This is a genomic window from Actinoplanes sp. NPDC021490 (assembly GCF_055562135.1).
Window position 1 is genome coordinate 126,889 of the sequence record NZ_JBVHFW010000003.1, and the last position, 19,636, is coordinate 146,524.

Genomic DNA, 19,636 nt, shown 5'->3' on the forward strand with positions numbered 1-19,636 from the left:
AGGTGCACTCCGGGGCCGTTGCTCTCTCCATGGTCGCTGTGTGGGTGACGTGGAGCATGTCCTGCAAGTGCCTGTCGACGCCTTTGGTTTTTGCGGCCGGCGTCCTGGTCTCTTCCGGTGAACCCCCCTGGTGTTCGGGTCAGCCCGCCTATCCCCCGACCGTGATGTCTGCGAGCTTCGGAAGAGACCCGGCGAGGTCGCCCGCCATATCGGCGTCCACGGCACGCAGCGGCCGCGGGCGTGCGTGTGTCTCACCCACCAGAAAGGCCAGCACATGCCGACAGTCATGACACCGGACGGAACCGAGATCTTCTTCAAGGACTGGGGCAGCGGGCAACCCGTCGTCTTCAGCCACGGCTGGCCCCTCACCGCGGACGCATGGGACGGCTCCGCGAACTTCGTCGCCAGCCACGGGTTCCGGGCCATCGCCCACGACCGTCGCGGTGGTGGACGCTCGAGCCAGCCGTGGGAGGGCAACGACCTCGACCACTACGCCGACGACCTGGCCGCCGTCATCGAGCACCTCGACCTGCACGACATCGTCCTGGTCGGGCATTCCACCGGCGGCGGTGAAGTAACCCGCTACGTCGGACGTCACGGAACCTCCCGGGTCGCCAAGATGGTTCTGCTCGGCGCCATCCCGCCGCTGATGCTCAAGACCCCCGCCAACCCGGAAGGGCTACCGATCGAGCCGTTCAACGAGATCCGTGAGGCCGTGCTCGCCGATCGGTCGCAGTACTACCGCGATCTGGCCTATCCGTTCTACGGAGCCAATCGGCCGGGGTCGACCGTGAGTCAAGGGGCCCATGACGCGTTCTGGCTGATGTCCATGTCGGTCGGCATCAAAAGCGCCTACGACTGCGTCAAGGCGTTCTCCGAGACGGACCTCACGGAAGACCTCAAGAGGATCGACGTGCCGACCCTGATCCTGCACGGTGACGACGACCAGATCGTGCCGATCCAGGCGTCGGCGCTGAAGTCCTCGAAGATCGTCACCAACTCGACACTCAAGATCTACCCCGGCGCTCCGCACGGCCTCACTGGCGCCCACGAGCAGGAGTTCAACAAGGACCTGCTCGACTTCATCACCGGCTGACCCCGCGGCTGAGGGCGCCCCACCGGCAAGGTCGTCGACGACCGCGAGGCGCCGTCCTTTGTGGTGATCGCCGACCCGGACGGCAACAAGGCGTGCGTCTGCACGGCGTGAGGCGCGGCGGTCAACCGCGCGGCGGCTCGATCATGTCTTCGAAGGGCAGGTCGGCCGCCGGGCGTCGCGCCAGGGTGGCGGGCACCCCGGCCCACCGCCGCAGGGTGGCCGTGGCCTCGGCCGAGTCCTGCGGGTTCAGGCGGGCGATGTTGGCGCCGTGGTTGGCGCCGGGCGCCACATAGAGGGCCGAGTCGCGGCGGCTCGGGGTGAAGCGTTCGGCGCCCCACGGGTCGTTCTCGCCGTAGACGAACATCATGCGCTGCGACTGCGTACGCACCCACAGGTCGACGTCGATCATGGGGAGCGGATTGTGCCGCGAGCGCAGTTCCTTCGGCAGTGACGTGTTGGCCGTGTAGAGACCGGGATAGCGCGCCAGGCCCCGCAGGTGGGCGAAGCGCAGCGAGGGCCAGCCCAGCTGGGTCGCGGCCTGGTAGAAGTACGGCCAGTACGGTTCGAGGCCCTGATCGGTGTAGAACGACCAGCCGGCCACGCCGTCGATCCAGTCGTAGAGCTCGTCGTCGGTGGCCGTCGCCGGTGGCACGGTCGCGCAGTCGGCGGCCAGGCGGTACTGCCAGAACGCCCACACGGTGTCGAGCACGGTCATCTCGTACGCCCGGTCGGCGGTCCCGAGCGTACGGGAAAAGGTGTAGCCCGCCGCCTCGAGCCGGGGCACCAGCCGGTCGCGTCGTTTGAGGGCTTCCCGCTGGACGCCGTCGAGCGCGCTGCGGCAGGCCGCGTCGCCCACGGTGCCGAAGAACCGGTCGTACGCGCCGTCGAAGTCGTTGAGCGAGTCGTTCGGCGCCACGTACGCCACCACGCCGTCGACGTCGCCCGGATAGAACCGCCGGTGGTAGACCGAGGTCATCCCGCCCTTGCTGCCGCCGGTCTGGATCCACTTGCCGGAATAGATCGTCTTGAGCGCGGTCACGATCCGGTGCTCGTCGCCGGCCTCCTGCCGGATCGTCAGGTCGTCCCAGTCGGCCGGCGCGGGCCGCGACGGCGTGAAGAACCGGTGCTCGACCGACACCTGGTTGCCGTCGAGCAGCCGGGTCGGCTCGGTTCGGCCGGGAGCCGGGTTCGCGGCCAGGCCGTAACCGCTGGTGGCCAGCACGACCGGCGCGTCCAGTGAGCGGTGCAGCAGGGTCAGCCGCTGCTCGTACGTGCCCGCGCCCGGATGCCGGTGGTCGACCGGCTGGCGGTAGGTCAGCACGAAGAACCGGTAGCCGGTCGGCTGGGTCTGCGACACGACGGTCAGACCGGGGATCGCGGTGAGGCGGTCGAGCAGATCGTCGGCCGCGGCGGCGGGCACCGCGGGCAGGAGCAGAGCCAGAACCGAGCCGAGTACCGCCAGCAGTCGACGCATTGATGCAGATTAATCGATGCTGACGGCCGGCGGGAGTCCGTGGCCGGATCAGCCGCTCAGAACGGGTCGAACCACTCCCAGACCACGCACCCGGCCGTCCGGCCCGCGGACCACGGGCCGGACGGATGGACCTACGCGCGGCCCGCGGTGAGGTCCAGGGCGATGTCGACGATCAGGTCCTCCTGCCCGCCGACCAGGCCGCGCCGGCCGACCTCGACCAGGATGGTGCGCACGTCCACGTGGTAGCGCTCGGCGGCCACCTCGGCGTGGCGCAGGAAGGAGCTGTAGACACCGGCGTAGCCCAGGGTCAGCGTCTCGCGGTCGACCCGCACCGGGCGGTCCTGCAGCGGGCGTACGAGATCCTCGGCCGCGTCCTGCAGGGCGAACAGGTCGCAGTTGTGTTCCCAGCCCTTGAGGTTGGCCACGGCCACGAACGGCTCGATCGGGCAGTTGCCGGCGCCCGCGCCCTGGCCGGCCAGCGAGGCGTCGACCCGGTAGACGCCCTCCTCGACGGCGACCATCGAGTTGGCCACCGACAGGGACAGGTTCTCGTGGGCGTGGATGCCGATCTCGGTCGCCGGGTCGAGCACCTCGCGGTAGGCGCGGATGCGGTCGCGGACGCCGTCCATCATCAGCCGGCCGCCCGAGTCGGTGACGTAGACACAGTGGGCGCCGTACGACTCCATCAGCTTGGCCTGCCCGGCCAGCACGTCGGGGGGCGCCATGTGGCTCATCATCAGGAAGCCGGAGACGTCCATGCCCAGCTCGCGCGCCGTGGCGATGTGCTGCGCGGAGACGTCGGCCTCGGTGCAGTGGGTGGCGATGCGGACCGAGCGGACCCCCAGAGCGTACGCCTGCTTGAGCTCGGCGATCGTGCCGATGCCGGGCAGCAGCAGCGTGGTCAGCCGGGCCCGGTTGATGTTGGCCGCGGCCACCTCGAGCCACTGCCAGTCGGTGTGCGAGCCGGGGCCGTAGTTGAGGCTGCCGCCGGCCAGGCCGTCGCCGTGCGAGACCTCGATGCCGTCCACACCCGCCGCGTCGAGCGCCCCGACGATCTTGGCGACCGCGTCGAGTTCCATGCGGTGCCGGACGGCGTGCATGCCGTCGCGCAGGGTCACGTCCTGAATGAACAACTTGGTCACGGCTGAACCTCCTGGGCGCGCCCGGCGATCCTCTCCGCCGCGGCGATGGCGGCCGAGGTCATGATGTCGAGATTTCCCGCGTACGCGGGCAGGTAGTGCGCCGCCCCCTCGACCTCGAGGAACACCGACACCTGGTGGGTGACCGGCGCGGCACCGGCCAGCGTGTGCACCGGCTGCCCCTCGGGCACGGGGGTGATCTGCACCTGCTGCTTGAGCCGGTAGCCGGGCACGTACCCGGAGACGACCTTGACCATCGCCTCGATCGACGCCTTGATCTCCTCGCGCGCCACCGGGGTGGGCGCGTCGACCAGGCACAGCACCGTGTCCCGCATGATCAGCGGCGGGTCGGCCGGGTTGAGCACGATGATCGCCTTGCCGTGGGTGGCCCCGCCCACCTTCTCGATCGCGTGCGCGGTCGTCTCGGTGAACTCGTCGATGTTGGCCCGCGTGCCCGGCCCGGCCGACTTCGACGCGATCGAGGCGACGATCTCCGCGTACGGCACCGGCGCGACCCGCGACACGGCGGCCACGATCGGAATGGTCGCCTGTCCCCCGCAGGTCACCATGTTGATGTTGCGGACGTTCTCGTGCTCGTTCAGGTTGACCGCCGGCACCACGAACGGGCCGATCGCCGCCGGGGTCAGATCGATCAAGGTCTTCCCGTACGGCTCCAGCTTGGCCGCGTTGGCCAGATGGGCACCGGCCGAGGTCGCGTCGAAGACGATGTCGATGTCGTCGAAGCCGTCCATGGCGATCAGGCCGTCGACCCCGTCGGCGGTGGTCGCCACCCCGAGGCGGCCGGCCCGGGCCAGGCCGTCGGAGGCGGGGTCGATCCCGACCATGGCCACGATCTCGAGCGACTCCGAGAGCCGCAGGATTTTGATCATCAGGTCGGTGCCGATGTTGCCCGAGCCGATGACGGCGACTTTCGTACCCATCAGGCCTCTCCGAAGGTGGTCGAGACCGGCCCGAGGCCGGTGAGGGTGGCGTGGACGCGCATGCCGGGCCGCACCGGAACCATCGGCCCGAGCGCGCCCGACAGCACGACCTGCCCGGCCCGCAGCGGGTCGCCGTGGTCGCGGGCGGCGGCGGCCAGCCAGGCCAGGGCGGTCAGCGGATCCCCCAGGCAGGCGGCGCCGGAGCCCTTGGAGACGACCTCGCCGTCGACCGTCATCTCCATCCGGACGTCGACCGGGCTGACCTCGTCGAGCGTCTTGCGGGCCGGGCCGAGCACGAACAGGCCGCTGGACGCGTTGTCGGCGATCGTGTCGGCGATGCTGATGTCCCACCCGGCCACCCGGCTGTCCACGATCTCGAGCGCCGGGGCCACCAGGTCGACCGCCGCCCGGACGTCGTCCGCCGTGAAGTCGCCGGTCAGGTCGGCCTTGAGCAGGAACGCGACCTCGGCCTCGATGCGCGGCTGGAGCAGCCCGGCCACCGGCACCGGGTCGAGCCCGCTGACGTCCATGTCGTCGAAGAGCACCCCGAAGTCGGGCTGGTCCACGCCGAGCTGCTTCTGCACGGCGGGCGAGGTCAGGCCGATCTTGTGCCCGACGACCCGGGCATTCTGCTGCCGGCGGGAGTTCTGTTCGCGCTGCACGGCGTACGCCGCCTCGATGTCGTCGGCGCCGATCAGGTCACGGACCGGCGGGCACGGTGTCCCCGTGCGGGCCGCGTCGAGCAGGCGCTGGGCCGCTGGCGATGTCATGGTTCGACGATGCCGTGCCCGAGCCGGTTTGTCCTAGCAAAAAGTTCCGCTATGCGGAACGCCGGGCCAGCGTGATGGCGATTTCCGCCGCGGCCGCCCGCACCGCGGCGCCGTGCTGACGCGGCTGGAAGCGGGTCGACGGCCCGGCCACGCTGATCGCCGCCACGGCCAGATCGTCGCCGTCGAGCACGGGAGCGCCGACGCACACGATCCCCACCGCCGACTCCTCCGCCTCATAGGTCAATCCCGTCTCGGCCGCCTCGTCGAGCTGGCGCCGCAGCATGGCCGCCGACGTGACGGTCCTCGGGGCCAGCCGGACCAGCGGTTTCGTCAGCACTTCCTCCCGTACGGGATCAGGCGCGAAGGCCAGAAGGGCCTTGCCGATCGCCGTGGCGTGCAGCGGCAACCGCCCACCCAGCCGGGACGGCGCGCGGGCCTGCCGGTGACCGCCGATCTTCGCCACGTACACGACCTCGGTCCCCTCGCGCCGCCCGAGGTGCACGGTCTCGTGGGTGCGCTCGTAGAGGTCTTCCAGAAACGGCGTGGCCACCTCGATCAGGCTGCGCTCGACCGAGGCCCGCATGCCCAGCGCGAACAGATGCCCGCTGAGGTGGAACTTGCCGCCGACCCGGTCGAGCAGCCGCGCGTCGACCATCTCGCCGGTCAGCCGGTGCAGCGTCGCCTTGGCCAGCCCGGTCCGCCGCTGCAACTCGGCGAACCCGATCCCCCGATCCTCGGCGGTGAAGGAGTCCAGGATCAGCGACACCTTCCCGATGACCGACATGCGCCCAGCCTAGGGCGGTCACTGGTTGACGTCGTAGTCCTTGATCCGGGTGTGGATGGTCCGGCCGCTCTCCAGCGTGATCGCGACCTCGGGGTTGGGCGAGCCGTTGTAGCCCGAGTAGTCGATCACGCGGCCGGCGATGGTGTCCGGCTTGCGCTTGGGCCACCAGGCCGTGAAGTAGCCGCCCTTCACCGTGGCCTCGATCCGCATGTCCTGGGTCTCGAACACGACCGTCGTGACCTGCGCGCCGGCCTTGCCCGCGACCATGAACTGCGTGCCCGAGCTGACCCCGCCCGACGTCATGTGCACGCCGAAGGTGGCCAGGGCGTCCGGCGCGGGCACCGGCAGGAGCGGGCCGGACAACGCCTCGCCCTCGCCGTCGGGATATTCGTCCGTCCGCACGGTCGAGCTCAGGCACTGCGCCTCGCCCGTCGCGGTGGTCACGTAGGTCATCACCCACGTGCCGCGCATCTCGACCATCCGGGGCGTGGCGCCCGCACCGATCCGCGTCCATTCCGCGCACGAACGCCCGTTCTCCGCCACTTCCGCGGGCGTGGCCGGGCGGGCCACGGCGTCCCAGGTGGCGGTGGCCGCGTGGTCGGTGCCCAGGATCGGGGCGGCGCTGACCCCGGCCGCCGCGACCACCCCGGCCAACGCGAACCGGGCCACCCGCCGCCGGGCCGGCCGGGACACCGCGGGGGCGCCGGCGCCGGGTTCGGTCGCCGTCACCCGGGCCAGCGTGGCCCGCGCACGCGGCGAGCGGACCAGATCCGCCGGCACATGACGGGCCGGGTCGTGACGTCGGAGCTGCTCGTCGATCGTCATCACACGTATCCTTCTTCGCGGCCGGCGGACATCCGGGAGGTGTCGGCGGCCGTGGCGCCGAGATGGTGCCTGAGCAGCCGCCGGGCGCGGCTGACGCGGATCCGGAAGGCCACCGACGAGATGCCCAGCACCTGGGCCGCCTGGGCGCCGGTCAGGCCGTCCCAGACCGACAGGCTCAGGGCCTCCTGATGCATCGGGGTGAGCCGGGCCCAGGCGTTGACCAGGTCGACCGAGGTGGCGACCAGGTCGTCGTGCTCGAGCGTCGGCCCGCCGGCCGCGACCTGCCCGGCCATCCGGACCGCCAGCGCCTGACCCCGGTGGTCGGCCCGCTGTTTGGCCAGCAGCAGCCGCCGGGTGATGCCGAACAGCCAGGCGCGGGCCTCACCGAGGTCGCCGGGCAGATCCCCGAGGCGCTGCCAGGCGACGACGAAGGCCTCGGCCACGACATCCTCGGCCTGCTCGCCGGGGTGGCCGCGCCGGACCACGAACCGCACGAGGTCGGCGTAGGTGCGCGCATACACCTCCTCGTACCGTCGCCGGTCGAGCCGTTCCCGCATCTCTGTCACACCTCAACATGTCGCCGGCCCGCCCGATGTTTCCGGTCTTTCCAGAGCCTTCCGCGTACGCTCGTCGCCCGGCACCAGAATGCGCAAGCGCAGCCACGGAGCGTGAGTCGGCCGGCTCTGCAGCAACAGCAGGGTCAGCTCCCCCAGCGTCCGGTGCGGGATCAGCTTGCGCACCGGTTCGAGCGCCGCCACATCGTGGCGCTCCCACCACGTACGGAAAACCCGGCTCCTGGCTCTGAGCTCCTCGACCAGCGAAACGTAGGCCGGATCGCCGGGATGGCGGGCGAACTCGGCCCGGAAGTCGAGCAGGTTGGCCAGGGCCACACCCCGGCCCGACGGACTGACCAGCATCGCCGGGCTGGCCCGCCACTACGCCGCCCTGATCGACGACGGCGACGACGTCACGGTGATCGGTAATTCGATCGGCGGGTGGGTCGCGGCCGAACTCGCCCTGCTCGGCCTGCCCGCGGTGCGCAAGGCCGTGCTCGTCAACGCGGTCGGGCTGGACGTGCCCGGCCATCCGGTGGCCGACGTCCGCGGGCTCAGCCCGGCTCAGCTGGCCCGGCTGTCGTTCCACGACCCGAGCCGGTTCCCGGCCGACCCGTCGCGCCCGGGGCCGGATGTGGCCGCGCTGGCCGCGTACACGGGAATGCGCATGACCGATCCCAGCCTGCGGATGCGTCTGGCCGGGGTGAAGGTGCCGGTTCAGGTGATCTGGGGCGAGTCCGACGGCATCGTCACGCCGGACTACGGACGGGCCTACGCCGAGGCGATCCCCGGGGCCCGGTTCACCCTGCTGCCCGGGGCCGGGCACCTCCCTCAACTGGAGGCGCCCGGCCCTTTACTGGCGGCGATCGACGACTAAGGCGTGTGGGACAGGCGGAAAGCGCCGCCCGCGGCCGGGCCCTCCAGCACCACGGTGAGCGGGCCGGCCGGCAGCGTGCAGGTCACCGTGCGCTCCTCGAAGGCGCCGGTGCGGCAGTACCGGACGCCGTCGGAGTTGTAGACGGCGAGCCGGGCGGTGCCCTCGCCCGCGGTGCGCTGCCAGGCGAACGTCTCCCGCTCGCCGCGCTGGCCGGCCGGGATGCTGAAGCAGGCGGCGACCCGGTCGGCGCCGGTCTCCGCGGTCGCGCCGTCCGCGCCGGCCGGCAGGACCGGGCAGGCCGGCGAGCCGTCGACCCGGGCGAACGCGGTCGTGAACGGGCCCGGCGCGTCGCCCTCGTCCTGCCTCACCACGACCGTGTACGGGCCCGGCCCGGCCAGCGGGCAGCTGTACTGGGTCAGCGTGGACGAGTCACAGACGTGCGTCCCGGCCGCGTCGAGCAGCGACGCGTCGGGGGTGATGCCGTCGGTCGACCGGAGCTGGGCGAGCCGGGAACCGGCCGGCAGGTCGAGCGTGCGGCACAGGACCTGGCCGGGCGCGGTGAACCCGGCCTTCCACTGCTCGCCGGTCAGGCCGTCGGTGGCCGTGGCCGGGCACCCCGACGGCTTGGCCGGCAGGAACGACGTCACATAGTTGAAATTGTTGTCGATCACCGAGGAGGTGACGCCGCCGTTCAGCACGAACGTGTACCGGCCGGCCGCCAGATCCTCCGCGCGGACCTTGAGACCGGCGCCGTCGTACAGCTGCCCGTACGTCTCGTAGTTCTCGTCGTCGAAGGCGTGGACCGTGTAGGCGCCGGGCGCGGTGACGACCAGCGTCCGGCACCGGATCGGACCCATGGCCCCGGACGGCGGCTCGTTGTAGACGCCCGGCCGCACGACTGGACAGCCGGCGGGCTGAGACAACCGGCGTACCTGCAGCTTGTAGGTCTCGTCGGTGTCGTCCGGACCCCATTCGCCCAGGTAGGAAAGCACCCGGTAGGTGCCGGTGGCGGGCAGGACGCAGCCGTGCTCCTCGCTGTAGCCCGGGCAGACCTTGGCGCCGGTGCTGTCGACGATCGACGTGCTGACCTCGTTGTAGACGGTCGGTGCGGCGTACGCGATGACCCGGTCCCCGGCGTTGGCCTTGAACGGGTGGCAGTTGGTCTGCACGGCCGAGCTCTGATGCACGACCAGCGCGTCGGCGGCCCACGACAGCCCCGTCGCCGGCAGGCATCCCGCGTTGCGCGACAGCGCGTTGACGGCGATCTGGAAGTCGATCGGATTCCAGTGCTGGCTCAGGGAGATGACCGTGTAGTCACCGGCCGCCGGCAGCGCGCACGGCTCCTGGCCCCACTTGGAGCAGATCGGCTGACCCGCGTCGTCGTAGACCGTCCAGGCGATGCTCTGCGCGTTGTAGATGCGCACGCCCAGCGAGCCGGGGGCCGTCACCCGCGTCTTGTGACAGGTGATGTCCTCCTCCTGCGGCAGGGTTCCCGTCCCCGTGCTCCCGGTGGGGTCGCCGAACGGCGCGTTCTTGAGCACCTGGCATCCGGCCGCGTTCGAGATGCGCGACATCCGCAGCGTGTACGGGGTTTCCACGCCGTAGTACTCGGCCAGGTTGAGCCGGTAGGGCCCGGTGCCGGTGAGCGTGCAGTTCTGCGCGTACCGGATCTGGCAGACGCGCTGCAGATCGGCGTCGAGGATGTCGCCCTGGATGTCGCCGTTGCCCTTCGGCGACCACAGCCGCAGCACGCTGCCGGTCGGCTGGTTGAACCGGAAGCAGTCGCCGGGGGCGCCGGCCGGCAGCGAGCCGCTGTGACCGGTCGAGGCGAACGAGAAGAACGAGGCGGGCAGGGTCGTGCAGGCCGACGGCGACTTGAGCGACTGCACCCCGAGCGTGTAGTCGCCGGTCTCGGCGAAGTAGAGCGACACGACGAACTTGTAGGTGCCCGCGCCCTTGAGCTCGCACCGGTCGGCGTCCGAGTGGACCAGGCAGACCTGCGCGCCGGTGGGCCCGGTGACGCGGGCCTGCGGCGACTCGCCGCTGCCCCGGGTGAGCATGGTGTAGAAGACGTCGTTCGCCTTGGGAACGTTGACGAAGTAGACGTGCTCCTGAGTACCGCTGATCGACTCGCAGCGGGCGATCTCCCCGATGGCCAGCGTGCCACCGCACGACTCGGCCGCCGCGGCTGGTGTGTAGGTCAAGGTGGTGGCGGCGAGCACCGCCGCGAAGATGGACAGCAAGAATTTTCTCATCGGACTCCCCGTACCGGCCCGAGGTCTCGGGCGCGCAGATCATAGAAGATCCACGATGCCTGCGGGAGCCCGGCGTTCCTCTCAGTCCAGGCCCCGATACGTCCAGCTGAGCGTCTTCGTGCCGGCCTCCCGGCCGTCCTGCAGAACGGTCCGCTCGACGGTGACGCGGAAGCCGCCGTTGTCGCGGGGCTGCCGGGGGCCGGTGACCGACCGGACCTCGCGGTCGCCGGTGTGGCCGTAGATGCCGACGGTCACCGACGTGTCCGTGGTGCGGACCCGGATGACGAACGGCGCCGACGTGTCGTTGCGGATGACGTTGTCGATGGCCCGCCAGTCCAGGGTCGCCTCGCGGCCGGGCGGGTAGCGGCCGATGTAGAGCGAGTGCGGCTGGTGCTTGACGACGTCGAGCCCGGCGAACCAGGCCGCGTTGAACAGCGTGGTCGAGAACTGCGAGACCCCGCCGCCGAGCTGGTCCTCGAGCTCGCCGTCGACGATCGCCGGGGCGGCCACGAAGCCGCGGGCCCGGGTGCGCTCGCCGGCGGTGTCGTTGAGCGAGAACGTCTCCCCCGCCGGGACCACGGTGCCGTCGACCAGTTCGGCGATGCGGTGGATATTGGTGACCCGCGGCGCGCAGCACGGGTGGTAGGTGGTGAACGTGCCGATCAGCTGGTCGACCCCGGCCAGCTTGGGATCGGCCTGGCCGGGCGGCAGGTTCTTCACGGCCAGGGTCATGGTGGTGCCGCCCTTGCCGACAGTGCCGGTCAGCAGCCGTACGGCCTCGGCGGTGTCCACGCCCCGGCCCGGCTCGCCGTCGTTCACCGTCACACCACGGTCCGAGGCCTCGTACGCGAGATCGCCCTTGCCGTCGAGCACGGTCCCCGGCCGGGCCAGTTCGACCGACGCGTCGCGGGCCGGCTTGATCACCGGCGCGAGCAGGGTGTCCAGTCCCTTCCGGGCCGCGCCCTCGTCCACGCCGAGCAGGGGCGTGACGTCGTGCCGCCCGCCGCCGGGCAGCCGCAGCCGGGTCGCGCCCACCTCGCGCCGGGTGGCTTCGGCGTCCAGCCGGACGCCCAGCTCGCCGGGCCGGGCCGTGAACCGCTCGTCGCCGACCTCGATGGTGACGGGCTGCTCGACCCGGTCGCGGACCGGGCCGTCCAGCGCCGCCCGCAGCTGCCGGTCGTCCAGGCCGCCGACGGCCACGCCCGCGATGTAGGTGCCGGCCGGCGACACGGCCGACGGGCATACCAGAAGCACGCCGATCCCGACAAGGAGCACCAGCACCCCGACGCCCACGCCCAGCACCCAACGCCGCCTGCGGTGAGGGGCGGCCGGCGGAACCGCCGCGCTCGCGGTCCAACGCTCGTTCGTCACGAAGTGATCATCCCCGGGCACGGTTGCTCCGCCATCCGTACAACGACTGCTCCTGCAAGGCCGCGCGCGTCCGGGTGATGTCCCAGCGGCGGTCCGGGTCGGCCGTGAGCAGGCCCGAGATGACCGGGGCGAGCGGGCCCGCGTGCCGGAACGGGGCGGCGGCGGCCTCGCTCACGGCCAGGACGGTGGCGAACAGATCCCCCCGGTCGAACGGCGAACGGCCCTCGGCCGCCGCGTACAGGGTCGCGCCCAGCGAGAACAGGTCGGTCGCCGGGGCCAGCGCGGCGCCGCGCAACTGCTCGGGCGAGACGTAGGCCGGGCTGCCCTCGAAGAAGCCGTCCGGGGGCTCGGCGGTGTGCCCGGGGAACAGCACGATGCCGAAGTCGAACAGCACCACCCGCCCGTCGGCGCACAGCTGCACGTTGCCCGGCTTGACGTCCCGGTGCACGAGCCCGGCCGCGTGCACCGCCTCGAGCACGTCGAGCAGGCAGAGCCCGATGCGGCGTACGCGGTCGACCGGCAGCGGCCCGTCCTCGCGGATCGCGTCACCCAGGCTGCGCCCGCTCAGCGCCTCCATGACGATCCACGGCCGGTCGCCGTCCGGTACGAGATCGAGCACCCGCACCACCCCCGGATGGCTGAGCCGGGCCGCCGCGCGGGCCTCGTTGAGCACCTCGGCCCCGCCGCGCTTGACCGCGACCCAGCGTCCCAGCAGCTCGTCCGCCGCCAGCCAGACCGTCGCCATGCCGCCGCGGCCGAGCACCGAGTGCAGGCGGTACCGGCCGCCGACCGTTCGTCCCGTCATGCCTGACGACACTGGTCGATCACCGGGCCGCTGTCGTCACGGCGAGCCCCCAACCCGGCTACCGGCTAGCCGGAATCATCGGGTATCGGCGCAGCAGCCAGGCCTGCTGGCCGAGGGCGAACACGTTCTGCGTCGTCCAGTAGAGCAGCACGCCGACCGGGAAGATGACGCCGCTGACCAGCAGGGAGAGCGGGATCCCGTACGTCATCACCCGCTGGATGGTGCGCTGCGTCGGATCCTCGGCTCCGGCGTTGCGGACCGCCGACAACCGCATGGTCAGAAACGTCGTGGTGACCATGGCGGCGATCAGGACGGCCGCCACCAGGGCGCCGCCGCTGCTGAAGGTGGAGGCGAGCGGGGCGCCGAGCAGGGTGGCGTGCGACGCCTCGTGGAACTGGGCGGCGGTCCAGCCGTACAGGGTCTGCGTGGCCGGGTCGGTGATCGCCGGGCGCAGGTGGCGCAGCACGTGGAACAGGCCGAACAGGATCGGCGCCTGGACGAGCAGGGGCACGAAGCTCGCGTACGGGCTCACGCCCTCACGGCGGTAGAGCTCAGTCATCGCCGTCCCGAGCGCCATCGGGTCGCCCTTGTGTTTCGCCTGCAGTTCGCGGATCTCGGGTTGCAGGCGCTGCATCGCCCGCTGCGAGCGCTTCTGCCGGACGAACAGCGGCAGCAGGGCCACCCGGACGGTCAGCACGACGAAAACGATGGCGGCGACCCAGGACCAGTTCGGTCCGAGAAAGCCCCACAATGACTGCCAAAGCTGAATGAGTTCGGAAATACCGGTATAAACGATGGACACGGCGGGTCTCCTCGAGAGGCTGGCGGACAGGCGTCACCAGCGGCCGCGTCTATCTCAGGCGGCCGCCAGGGGCCGCGCAGTCGGTCCTCTCGGACGGGTGCGTCCCGCAGCATCGGGATCCCGGTGACGGGGAACGCCGGCCCTGTCGGCCCGGGCCCGCAGGCCGAGCCGCGCGCCGGCCGTGCGGTCGCCGCCCACCTGCCGCACCACGACCAGAACCACCGCGGCCAGCGCCGCGACGAGGAGAACGCCGGCGAGGGTGGACGGCCCGGCGTCGGTCAGCACGCTGACCAACCACCAGAGAGCACCCAGCCACGTCATGCCTCGAAGCTAGCAATCCCGCGCTACCGGAATTTCCTTCTTAATTGTCGTCGGACAAATGTTTGGCGCGTCGATCGGGCGGGCACGCGCCGCGCCATGCTTCTCGAGAACCAGCACGGGCCTGCCGACACCAGGCGTGAGGATCTCGATGGCGCCGCGGCGGCTTACCACGCCCGGCTCATCGCAGGCGACGCCGGCAAGGCTCGCGAAACGTTCATCGACCTGTGCCTGCCCCTCGCCGGGCGGCTGGCCCGCCGCTACCGCGGCCGCGGGGAACCCGTCGACGACCTGGTCCAGGTCGCGCGGCTGGCCCTGGTCAAGGCGATCGACCGGTTCGACCCCGAGCGCGGGTCGTTCACGGCCTACGCGGTCACGACGATCCAGGGTGAGCTCAAGAAGCACTTCCGGGACAAGACCTGGGGCGTGCACGTGACCCGGCACCTGCGCGACACCGCGCTCGAGGTCCGCAACGCCCGGGCCGAGCTGGTCGGGAAGCTGTCCCGCGAGCCGGGCACGGCCGAGATCGCGGCCCACCTGAACATCGAGGTCACCCAGGTGCGGGAGGCGATGGCGGCGTCGGCCGGGCACTCGCCGGGCTCGCTGAACGCGCCGATCGGCGACGAGAACGCGGCCGAGCTGGGCGACCTGATCGGCTCCCTCGACCCCGACCTGACCCAGGTCGACGACCGCCTGTCGGTCAGCCGGCTGCTGCTGCGCCTGCCCGAGCGCGAGCAGCGCATCCTGGCCATGCGTTTCTACGGCAACAAGAGCCAGGCCGAGATCGGGGCCGAGCTGGGCGTCTCGCAGATGCACGTGTCGCGGCTGCTGGCCACGGCGCTGGCCTGGCTGCGCGAGGCGCTGCTGAGCGACCACGTGCCGCCGTGGCGGGGCTCCGGCCGGCACGCGTACGGGGTCCGCATGACGGTCGAGCAGCACGGACCGGACCTGACCGTCGCGCTGAGCGGCGAGCTCGACCGGGACGAGGCCAACCGCACCCTGATCGCCCTGCACCGGGCCGTCTGGGACGCCAAGTGCTCGTCGGTCACCATCGACCTGCACGAGGTGCCGTTCCTCGACGCGGTCGGCGTGGCCATGCTGGCCGACCTGGCCCGGGCGACGGGCGTGGCCGGCCGCGGCTTCCGGATCACCCGCCCCCAGCGCACCGTCCGGCAGGTCCTGACCGTTTCCGGCCTGGACGGCTACGTCAGCGTTTAGCCGGAGACGGTGGCCCGGGCCATCCGATCGAGCCACCCGCTCTCCGGGAACCGCCGCTGCCGGGCCGCGCCGGTTCCCTCGCGGCGCAGCCGGTCGAGTCCGGCCTCGACCACGGCCAGGTCACCGTGCTCGCGCAGCGACGGGGTGATCCGCTCGACCAGCTCGCCGACGACGTCCCAGGCCGGACGGGACTGCTCGGTGACCGGGTCCAGCAGAGTGCCGCCGAGACCGTCGTGGGCGGCGTTCCAGTGCGCGCCGTGCAGCACCACGTCGGGGATCTCGGGGGCGGGCCGACCGGCCCGCGCCTCCCGGGCCGCGGTGTCGACCAGACCGCGGGCCAGCGCGGCCACCAGCACGGTGTCGTCGGCGGTGAGGCAGACGTCGGCCACCCGGATCTCCACGGTGGGGAACGACGCGGACGGCCGCGAGTACCAGAAGATCATGCTCCGGTCCATCATCTCGCCCGAGGCGATCAGCGTCCCGACCGTACGCTCGTAGTCCGCGGCCGAGCGCAGATGCGGCCACGGCCCCATGCTCGGCCACCGCTCGAGCTGGATCGACCGCCAGCTGGCGTAGCCGGTGTCGGCCCCCTCGAACCGCGGCGAGTTGGCCGCCAGCGCCTGCAGCACCGGCATCGACGCGCGCAGCCGGGTGCAGACCTGCACGGCCAGCTCGACGTCGTCGATGCCGACGTGCACGTGGCAGCCGCAGACCGCGGGGTCGCGCGCGATCGGCCCGTAGTGGCCGACGATCGCCCGGAACCGGGCGTCGTCGGCCGGCTCGCGCTGCTCCTCGGCGACGGGGGTGGCGCCCACCGCCACCAGGCTCGCCCCGGCCGCGGCGGCCTGCTCGGCCACCGCCCGCCGCGCGACCAGCAGTTGGTCGCGCAGCTCGTCCAGGCCGGTGCAGACGTCGGTGACCATCTCGACCATGCTGGGCCGGAATTCGCGGCGGTAGCGCCGGCGCAGGTCGCCGGGCAGCCCGGCCACGACCTTCTCGGCCAGCGGCGAGTTCTCACCGGTGTCCGGATCGAGCAGCAGGAACTCCTCCTCGACGCCAAGCGTGCGGGTCATCGGGGCCGGGTGGCGGTCAGCAGGACCACGGCGATCCGCTCGGCCCGGGCGTACGCGGGCCCGTCCAGCTCCTCGTCGTAGACGTCCGGGTCGACCTCGCGGTAGGTCCAGGTCAGGCCGGTGCCCTCGAGCCGTCCGGCCGCCGCCTCGCGCAGCGGGTCGAGGCCGTCGATGATGCCGCACCCGCTGAACAGCACGAGCGAGCCGCCCGGGGCCAGACGTTTCGCGGCCACGTCGATGATCGTGAGGGAGAGCTCGTTGCCGTGCGGGCCGCCGCCGTCGCGGTAGGTGCGCCCGGCCGGGTCGATCATGAATGGCGGGTTGGAGACGATCAGGTCGAACTGGCCGTCGACCCCGTCGAGCAGGTTGCTGTGGCAGGGCCGGACCCCGCCGGCGCCCGCCAGAGCCGCGTTGATCCGGGCGTACCGCAGCGCGGTGTCGTTGATGTCGACGGCGAACACTTCGGCCCCGGGGGCCCGCTTGGCCACGGTGATCGCTCCCGCCCCGGTGCCGGTGCCGATGTCGGCCACCCGGCGGACCGGCTGTTCACGTCCGCTGACGTGGGCCGCGGCCGCGTCGGCCATGCGGTACGTGTCGGGGCCGAAGAACACCGAGTCGGGCGAGTCGGTCGGGTACGCCGAATGGACGAAGAGCTCGTCGTCGTAGGAGGAGAAACGCACCCGGCTGCGGAGCAGGTCGCCGCTTTCCTCGACAGCATCGGCCGTGCGGAGCAGGGCGAGGATCGGCGCCGGCAGCACCTCGGGTGCGAACGGGCGGCTCCAGCCGAACACATCACGCACACTACGCGCCGTGGCGTTTTCCGGGCGGCGGTTGACGTGTGCGTGGGTGGCTGGGGTGACAGTGGTGAACCGGTAGCCGGAACGCTTCAGTTCCCGGCCGATCTGAAACAGCGCCTCATCGGCGGCCTCGCTGTCCTCGCCGATGGACGCGGGAACGGTGTCGGTCGTCGTCATGGGCCGGGGCATTCCCCGGCCCGCCCGGGTTACTCGGGCGAGATCCGGCCCGAGTAACCCGCGGCGGGGCGGTCAGTCCAGAGCGCCCTTGATCTTGTTGACGACGTTGGCCATGCCCTGGGCGTGCGCGCCGGCGCCGGTGCCCGGCTTGCCCTTGCCCATCGAGCCGTCGTACGTGACGAACAGCTTCGGGTCCGGCGCCGGGCCCAACGGCTTGTCGTCGGTCAGCGGCTGCGCGTCCGGCACATAGATGATCTCGTCCTTGCCGTTGAGCGCCGGTCCGCGCGCCCACCGGCCCTCGCCCGCCGTGCTCTCCGGGTCGAAGCTGTAGAAGGTGTGGTTGGCCTCCGGGTGCTCGAACTCGGCGTTCGAGTCCTCGATGCCGTTCTCGGTGAAGCCGTCCTCGATCAGCTGCTCGATGCCGAGCAGCCACTGCTGCTGGTGGTAGGTGTCGCGGGCCAGGTTGAACTGCAGCATGTCCTTGACCCCGCGGTCGTCGGTCATGTTGTAGATGCGGCTGGTCTGCAACCGGCTCTGCGCCTCGGCCGACACGTTCGACCGGAAGTCGGCGAGCAGGTTGCCGCTGGCCACGATGTAGCCGGCGTTCCACGGCACGCCCTGGCTGTTGGTCGGCATGGCGCCGCCACCGGTGACGATCGAGTGCTGCGGGTTCTGCCCGCCGAGCACCGCGGCCAGCACCGGGTTGGCCGCCGCGGCCTTCTCGGTCGCCTCGGCCGGGCCGCCCTCGAGCAGCCGGGCCAGCATCGTCGTCAGCATCTCGACGTGCCCGATCTCCTCGGTGGCGATGTCCATGATCATGTCCTTGTACTTGCCCGGCACCCGGCAGGACCAGCCCTGCCACAGGTACTGCATCATCACCGTCATCTCACCGAACTGGCCACCGACCAGCTCTTGGAGCTTGGCCGCGAAGAACGCGTCCGGCTTCTCCGGCTTGGCCTGGAACTGCAGGTAGTCAACGTGCTTGAACATGGTTGCTTGCTCCTCTCGGGCGCCTGACTGGCACGTCGTGGTGAGTTCCCGGCGCCCCGGCCCCATGGGGCCGTCCGTGGCCCCGAAGGCCCGGCGGGCGTGGGAAACCCGGCGGCATGGTGGTTCTCGACCTGACCGCGCCGCTGCGCAAACGGGTGGCCCGGGTGGCGCCCTGGTTCGGCCCGGCCTTCGTGGCCGCGATCGCGTACGCGGATCCGGGAAACTTCGCGACCAACTTCACCGGCGGCGCGACGTTCGGCTATCAGCTCGTGTGGGTGCTGGTCGCGGCCAACCTGATGGCGATGCTGATCCAGTCGCTGTCGGCCAAGCTGGGCCTGGTCACCGGGCGCAACCTGCCCGAGTGGTGCCGCGACCGGCTGCCCCGCCCGGTCAGCGCCGGGCTGTGGGTGCAGGCCGAACTGGTCGCCATGGCCACCGACCTGGCCGAGATCATCGGCGGCGCCCTGGCGCTCTCCCTGCTGTTCGGCATCCCCCTGCCGATCGGCGGACTGATCACCTGCATCGTCGCGTTCGCGCTGCTGGGCCTGCACAAACGGGGCGCCCGCCGGTTCGAGACGGCGATCGCCGGGCTGCTCGGCGTGATCCTGCTCGGCTTCCTCTACAACGGAATCCGGTCCGGGACCGACGCCGGCGCGCTGGCCGGCGGCATGGTGCCGTCCTTCTCCGGCACTGAGAGCATGGTGCTGGCCGTCGGCATCCTCGGCGCCACCGTCATGCCGCACGTCATCTATCTGCACTCGGCCCTGACCACCTCGCGCTCCACCGCCGATCCGGAGCGCCTGGCCACCGCGCTGCGCTGGCAGCGGGCCGACACGCTGCTCGCCCTGGGCGCCGCCGGGCTGGTCAACCTGGCCATGCTGGTGATCGCGGCGCAGTTGTTCCACGGCTCGGGCATCGCGGGCACCGACACGCTCGAGGGCATCCACCACGGTCTCGGTGTGGTGCTCGACCAGCCCGCCGCGGTCGCCTTCGCGCTGGCCCTGCTCGCCTCCGGGTTCGCGTCGTCCAGCGTCGGCACGTACGCCGGTCAGGTCGTCATGCAGGGCTTCATCGGGCGCAGCATCCCGCTGAGCCTGCGCCGGCTGCTCACGATGGCGCCCGCGATGATCGTCCTGCTGCTGGGCGCCGACCCGACCCAGGCGCTGGTGTGGTCGCAGGTGATCCTGTCGTTCGGGGTGCCGTTCGCGCTGATCCCGCTGATCTGGCTGACCCGGCGGCGCGACGTCCTCGGCGTGCACGTCAACCATCCGGCCACCACGGCGATCGGCACGGCGGTGACGGTGCTGGTGATCGCGCTCAACGCGTTCCTGGTAGTGCAGATCCTCAGGTGACCTCGTGGGATTGATTGC

The 19,636-nt window shown here is 71.6% G+C and carries 20 protein-coding genes; 4 read left to right on the plus strand and 16 right to left on the minus strand.

Annotated features, from left to right (window positions below):
- Positions 1-274: 274 nt before the first annotated feature.
- Positions 275-1,096: an alpha/beta fold hydrolase gene (locus ACZ3I4_RS08835; protein WP_465381302.1), complete on the plus strand. Its 822-nt coding sequence runs from the start codon at positions 275-277 to the stop codon at positions 1,094-1,096.
- A 121-nt stretch (positions 1,097-1,217) separates the two neighbouring features.
- Here ACZ3I4_RS08835 and ACZ3I4_RS08840 read toward each other — a convergent pair whose 3' ends face one another.
- The 8 genes from ACZ3I4_RS08840 to ACZ3I4_RS08875 all read right to left on the minus strand — a co-directional run bounded on the left by ACZ3I4_RS08840 (position 1,218) and on the right by ACZ3I4_RS08875 (position 7,919).
- Positions 1,218-2,570: a S28 family serine protease gene (locus ACZ3I4_RS08840; RefSeq protein WP_465381303.1), complete on the minus strand. Its 1,353-nt coding sequence runs from the start codon at positions 2,568-2,570 to the stop codon at positions 1,218-1,220.
- A gap of 131 nt (positions 2,571-2,701) precedes the next feature.
- Entirely contained in the window at positions 2,702-3,712 is a 1,011-nt protein-coding gene (gene dmpG, locus ACZ3I4_RS08845) for a 4-hydroxy-2-oxovalerate aldolase (RefSeq protein ID WP_465381304.1), read from the minus strand.
- A complete protein-coding gene (locus ACZ3I4_RS08850; RefSeq protein WP_465381305.1) occupies positions 3,709-4,650 on the minus strand; it encodes an acetaldehyde dehydrogenase (acetylating) in 942 nt (313 codons plus the stop codon). The genes dmpG and ACZ3I4_RS08850 overlap by 4 nt, the downstream gene beginning before the upstream one ends.
- Positions 4,650-5,420: a 2-keto-4-pentenoate hydratase gene (locus tag ACZ3I4_RS08855; RefSeq protein ID WP_465381306.1), complete on the minus strand. Its 771-nt coding sequence runs from the start codon at positions 5,418-5,420 to the stop codon at positions 4,650-4,652. The genes ACZ3I4_RS08850 and ACZ3I4_RS08855 overlap by 1 nt, the downstream gene beginning before the upstream one ends.
- Positions 5,421-5,469: 49 nt before the next feature.
- The gene (locus ACZ3I4_RS08860) at positions 5,470-6,204 is read right to left on the minus strand and encodes an IclR family transcriptional regulator (RefSeq protein ID WP_465381307.1); all 735 of its coding nucleotides are present in this window, start codon (positions 6,202-6,204) and stop codon (positions 5,470-5,472) included.
- 18 nt (positions 6,205-6,222) lie between these two features.
- Positions 6,223-7,029: a hypothetical protein gene (locus ACZ3I4_RS08865; protein ID WP_465381308.1), complete on the minus strand. Its 807-nt coding sequence runs from the start codon at positions 7,027-7,029 to the stop codon at positions 6,223-6,225.
- Complete coding sequence (locus ACZ3I4_RS08870) at positions 7,029-7,586, minus strand: RNA polymerase sigma factor (protein ID WP_465381309.1); 558 nt, start codon at positions 7,584-7,586, stop codon at positions 7,029-7,031. Before ACZ3I4_RS08870 ends, ACZ3I4_RS08865 begins: the two co-directional genes overlap by 1 nt.
- Positions 7,587-7,598: 12 nt before the next feature.
- The gene (locus ACZ3I4_RS08875; RefSeq protein WP_465381310.1) at positions 7,599-7,919 is read right to left on the minus strand and encodes an MmyB family transcriptional regulator; all 321 of its coding nucleotides are present in this window, start codon (positions 7,917-7,919) and stop codon (positions 7,599-7,601) included.
- Between ACZ3I4_RS08875 and ACZ3I4_RS08880 the strand changes: the two genes are divergently transcribed.
- On the plus strand, positions 7,906-8,460 hold the full coding sequence (locus ACZ3I4_RS08880) for an alpha/beta fold hydrolase (RefSeq protein ID WP_465381311.1): 555 nt from the start codon (positions 7,906-7,908) through the stop codon (positions 8,458-8,460). The two genes, ACZ3I4_RS08875 and ACZ3I4_RS08880, sit on opposite strands and share 14 nt — an antisense overlap.
- Here the strand turns inward: ACZ3I4_RS08880 and ACZ3I4_RS08885 are convergent.
- The 5 genes from ACZ3I4_RS08885 to ACZ3I4_RS08905 all read right to left on the minus strand — a co-directional run bounded on the left by ACZ3I4_RS08885 (position 8,457) and on the right by ACZ3I4_RS08905 (position 14,014).
- Entirely contained in the window at positions 8,457-10,715 is a 2,259-nt protein-coding gene (locus ACZ3I4_RS08885) for a hypothetical protein (RefSeq protein ID WP_465381312.1), read from the minus strand. The genes ACZ3I4_RS08880 and ACZ3I4_RS08885 overlap by 4 nt on opposite strands.
- Before the next feature lie 81 nt (positions 10,716-10,796).
- Positions 10,797-12,086, minus strand: coding sequence for a VanW family protein (locus tag ACZ3I4_RS08890; protein WP_465381313.1), 1,290 nt, complete (start codon positions 12,084-12,086; stop codon positions 10,797-10,799).
- Positions 12,087-12,093: 7 nt separating this feature from the next.
- Positions 12,094-12,891 (minus strand): serine/threonine-protein kinase, encoded by a 798-nt coding sequence (locus ACZ3I4_RS08895; protein ID WP_465381314.1) that lies wholly within the window; start codon positions 12,889-12,891, stop codon positions 12,094-12,096.
- Positions 12,892-12,949: 58 nt separating this feature from the next.
- Positions 12,950-13,693: a membrane protein insertase YidC gene (gene yidC / locus ACZ3I4_RS08900; protein ID WP_465381315.1), complete on the minus strand. Its 744-nt coding sequence runs from the start codon at positions 13,691-13,693 to the stop codon at positions 12,950-12,952.
- A 54-nt stretch (positions 13,694-13,747) separates the two neighbouring features.
- On the minus strand, positions 13,748-14,014 hold the full coding sequence (locus tag ACZ3I4_RS08905; RefSeq protein WP_465381316.1) for a DUF6412 domain-containing protein: 267 nt from the start codon (positions 14,012-14,014) through the stop codon (positions 13,748-13,750).
- 96 nt (positions 14,015-14,110) lie between these two features.
- Between ACZ3I4_RS08905 and ACZ3I4_RS08910 the strand changes: the two genes are divergently transcribed.
- Positions 14,111-15,229, plus strand: coding sequence for a SigB/SigF/SigG family RNA polymerase sigma factor (locus ACZ3I4_RS08910; protein WP_465381317.1), 1,119 nt, complete (start codon positions 14,111-14,113; stop codon positions 15,227-15,229).
- On the opposite strand, the gene ACZ3I4_RS08915 is transcribed toward ACZ3I4_RS08910, so the two are convergent.
- The 3 genes from ACZ3I4_RS08915 to ACZ3I4_RS08925 all read right to left on the minus strand — a co-directional run bounded on the left by ACZ3I4_RS08915 (position 15,226) and on the right by ACZ3I4_RS08925 (position 18,266).
- Positions 15,226-16,302, minus strand: coding sequence for a carboxylate-amine ligase (locus ACZ3I4_RS08915; RefSeq protein WP_465381318.1), 1,077 nt, complete (start codon positions 16,300-16,302; stop codon positions 15,226-15,228). The genes ACZ3I4_RS08910 and ACZ3I4_RS08915 overlap by 4 nt on opposite strands.
- Positions 16,299-17,276 (minus strand): methyltransferase, encoded by a 978-nt coding sequence (locus ACZ3I4_RS08920; RefSeq protein WP_465381319.1) that lies wholly within the window; start codon positions 17,274-17,276, stop codon positions 16,299-16,301. Before ACZ3I4_RS08920 ends, ACZ3I4_RS08915 begins: the two co-directional genes overlap by 4 nt.
- Before the next feature lie 72 nt (positions 17,277-17,348).
- Positions 17,349-18,266 carry a manganese catalase gene (locus ACZ3I4_RS08925; RefSeq protein ID WP_465381320.1) on the minus strand — a complete coding sequence of 306 codons (918 nt, stop codon included), beginning with the start codon at positions 18,264-18,266 and terminating at the stop codon, positions 17,349-17,351.
- A 116-nt stretch (positions 18,267-18,382) separates the two neighbouring features.
- Here ACZ3I4_RS08925 and ACZ3I4_RS08930 point away from each other — a divergent pair, with 116 nt between their 5' ends.
- Complete coding sequence (locus ACZ3I4_RS08930) at positions 18,383-19,618, plus strand: Nramp family divalent metal transporter (protein ID WP_465381321.1); 1,236 nt, start codon at positions 18,383-18,385, stop codon at positions 19,616-19,618.
- The last annotated feature ends 18 nt before the right edge of the window (positions 19,619-19,636 follow it).

What these genes read in the sequence shown, in the direction of transcription:
- ACZ3I4_RS08835 (WP_465381302.1), top strand. Translation starts at nt 275, where the DNA reads ATGCCGACAGTCATGACACCGGACGGAACCGAGATCTTCTTCAAGGAC.
- ACZ3I4_RS08840 (WP_465381303.1), bottom strand. Translation starts at nt 2,570, where the DNA reads ATGCGTCGACTGCTGGCGGTACTCGGCTCGGTTCTGGCTCTGCTCCTG.
- ACZ3I4_RS08850 (WP_465381305.1), bottom strand. Translation starts at nt 4,650, where the DNA reads ATGGGTACGAAAGTCGCCGTCATCGGCTCGGGCAACATCGGCACCGAC.
- ACZ3I4_RS08855 (WP_465381306.1), bottom strand. Translation starts at nt 5,420, where the DNA reads ATGACATCGCCAGCGGCCCAGCGCCTGCTCGACGCGGCCCGCACGGGG.
- ACZ3I4_RS08860 (WP_465381307.1), bottom strand. Translation starts at nt 6,204, where the DNA reads ATGTCGGTCATCGGGAAGGTGTCGCTGATCCTGGACTCCTTCACCGCC.
- ACZ3I4_RS08865 (WP_465381308.1), bottom strand. Translation starts at nt 7,029, where the DNA reads ATGACGATCGACGAGCAGCTCCGACGTCACGACCCGGCCCGTCATGTG.
- ACZ3I4_RS08870 (WP_465381309.1), bottom strand. Translation starts at nt 7,586, where the DNA reads ATGCGGGAACGGCTCGACCGGCGACGGTACGAGGAGGTGTATGCGCGC.
- ACZ3I4_RS08885 (WP_465381312.1), bottom strand. Translation starts at nt 10,715, where the DNA reads ATGAGAAAATTCTTGCTGTCCATCTTCGCGGCGGTGCTCGCCGCCACC.
- ACZ3I4_RS08895 (WP_465381314.1), bottom strand. Translation starts at nt 12,891, where the DNA reads ATGACGGGACGAACGGTCGGCGGCCGGTACCGCCTGCACTCGGTGCTC.
- ACZ3I4_RS08905 (WP_465381316.1), bottom strand. Translation starts at nt 14,014, where the DNA reads ATGACGTGGCTGGGTGCTCTCTGGTGGTTGGTCAGCGTGCTGACCGAC.
- ACZ3I4_RS08910 (WP_465381317.1), top strand. Translation starts at nt 14,111, where the DNA reads ATGCTTCTCGAGAACCAGCACGGGCCTGCCGACACCAGGCGTGAGGAT.
- ACZ3I4_RS08915 (WP_465381318.1), bottom strand. Translation starts at nt 16,302, where the DNA reads ATGACCCGCACGCTTGGCGTCGAGGAGGAGTTCCTGCTGCTCGATCCG.
- ACZ3I4_RS08920 (WP_465381319.1), bottom strand. Translation starts at nt 17,276, where the DNA reads ATGACGACGACCGACACCGTTCCCGCGTCCATCGGCGAGGACAGCGAG.
- ACZ3I4_RS08925 (WP_465381320.1), bottom strand. Translation starts at nt 18,266, where the DNA reads ATGTTCAAGCACGTTGACTACCTGCAGTTCCAGGCCAAGCCGGAGAAG.
- ACZ3I4_RS08930 (WP_465381321.1), top strand. Translation starts at nt 18,383, where the DNA reads ATGGTGGTTCTCGACCTGACCGCGCCGCTGCGCAAACGGGTGGCCCGG.